The 1854-nt window shown below is 71.6% G+C and carries 2 protein-coding genes; both read right to left on the minus strand.

Translation table 11 applies throughout. The features are described from left to right. The coding region (locus tag WA805_RS29505; RefSeq protein ID WP_425243959.1) for an MMPL family transporter at positions 1 to 1311 on the minus strand (1311 nt) is incomplete at its 3' end. A 187-nt stretch (positions 1312 to 1498) separates the two neighbouring features. Then, a partial coding sequence (locus tag WA805_RS29510; RefSeq protein ID WP_425243960.1) for a response regulator transcription factor occupies positions 1499 to 1854 on the minus strand: 356 nt, incomplete at its 5' end.

Consider the following 1854-nt stretch of genomic DNA (forward strand, 5'->3'; position numbering starts at 1 on the left):
GTTCAGCGCGGTGGCGCTGTTGCCGGTGAAGTCCTCGCGCAGCACGTCGCCCACCGCTCTGCTCTGCGTGGTGGCCGGCAGCACCCGGTCGTCCGGCGTGCCGAACTGGATGTGCCGCAACGGCAGCGCGACCAGCATCAGCACGGCGAGCACCGGGATCGCGATCAGCGCCGGGCGGCGCATGGCCTGCCCGGCGAGCCGTCCCCAGAACGGCGCGGCGGTGGACGGCTCGCGGTTGCGCGCCCACGGCAGCCGGCCGGAGTTCACACGCCGGCCCAGCACGGCCAGCAGCGCGGGCAGCACCACGACCGCGGCGGCCATCGAGATGAGCACCACGCCGATCCCGGCGTAGGCGAACGAGCGCAGGAAGTACAGCGGGAAGATCAGCAGCACCGCGAGCGCGGCCACGACCGTCGCGCCGCTGAATACGATCGTGCGCCCTGCCGTCTGCACGCTGCGCACGACCGCCTGCGCCGGGTCCTGCCCGCGCCCGAGCTCCTCCCGGAAGCGGCTGACCATTAGCAGCGAGTAGTCGATGGCCAGCGCCAGGCCGAGCGCGGTGGTCAGGTTGACCGCGTAGATCGACACGCTGGTCACCGAGCCGAACAGGAACAGCTCGGCGAACGTGCCGAGGATCGCGATCATCCCGATCGCCAGGGGCAGCAGCGCGGCCACGACGCTGCCGAACGCGAACACCAGCAGCGCCAGGATGATCGGCACGGCGATCCCCTCGGCGACGCGCAGGCTCTTGCCGACCTGTTTGGTGATGTCGTTGCCGATCGCCGCGCCGCCGCCGACCGCGGCGTCGACCTGCCTGCTGTGCGATCGCAGGCCCGCCAGCTCCGACGAGCTGAGATTGAGGTCGCTCTTGGTGCTGCCCAAGATGAGCGCGTACCTGCCGTCCTTCGACCTCAGGCCGGGATTGCCCGTCTGCCAGTAAGACACCACGTTCGACACGCCCGGCACCGCCGCAAGACGGCGCGCCGCCTCGGCGCCCGCTGCTCGTGCGGGCGCGCCGTCAACCGTCCCGGCCACGGCGTGGACGAGCAGAACGACACCAACGGAGCCACCGAAACGCTGGTCGGTCAGCGTCTGCGCGGTTGTCGACCCGGCACCCGGGTCCTGGAAACCGCCGGTCTTCAGCTTGCCGAACGCCCCCAACCCCAGCACGCCGAACCCGACCACGGCCAGCATCGCCACGACCAGCACCAGACGGGCGCGGCGGACCACGAAACCTCCTATCGACCCGGTCATCCCGCGCCCATGCCCATTGCCCCGCAGGGCCGGGCCCCGGCTTTTTGCAGTGGTCATGTCATGCTCCCTTGGCTGCTGACCCCGGTGGCTGGGGCCCAGCCCGGCCGTGTTGGCCCGGCTCTTTGGGGAACGGTACGAATTCGGGTGGCCGTGGGGCGTCACCCGAAGGTGCCTGCCAGGTGGAATGTCGCGGCGCGGCGCGTCCTCACCCGAAGGTGCTACCGGCGCCGGCTGGGGTGCGGTGTCAGGGGGTCAGGCCCAGGTCGCGTGCGCGAGCTACGGCCTCGGTCCGGTTGGCCGCGCCGAGCTTGCCCAGGACGTGGGTCACGTGCTTTTTGACCGTGTCGAGCGCCACCACCAGGTCGTGGGCGATGCGCTGGTTGGACTTGCCCGCGGCGAGCAGCCGCAGCACCTCCAGCTCACGGCCGGTCAGCGGCTCGATCAGGCCCGGCACCGGGCCGAGTTCCGGCCGAAGTGCTGCCGCGGCGTTGGGTTTGCCGCCGAAGGCCTGCACCAACCGGGCCAGGCAGCTGAACGGGATGCGCCGGGCGGGGGCCTGTTTTGTCCGGTGGGCGGCGGCCAGCCGACCGAGCAGGGCAC

The sequence above is a fragment of the Trebonia sp. genome (genome assembly GCF_049794275.1).
GTDB lineage: Bacteria > Actinomycetota > Actinomycetes > Streptosporangiales > Streptosporangiaceae > Trebonia.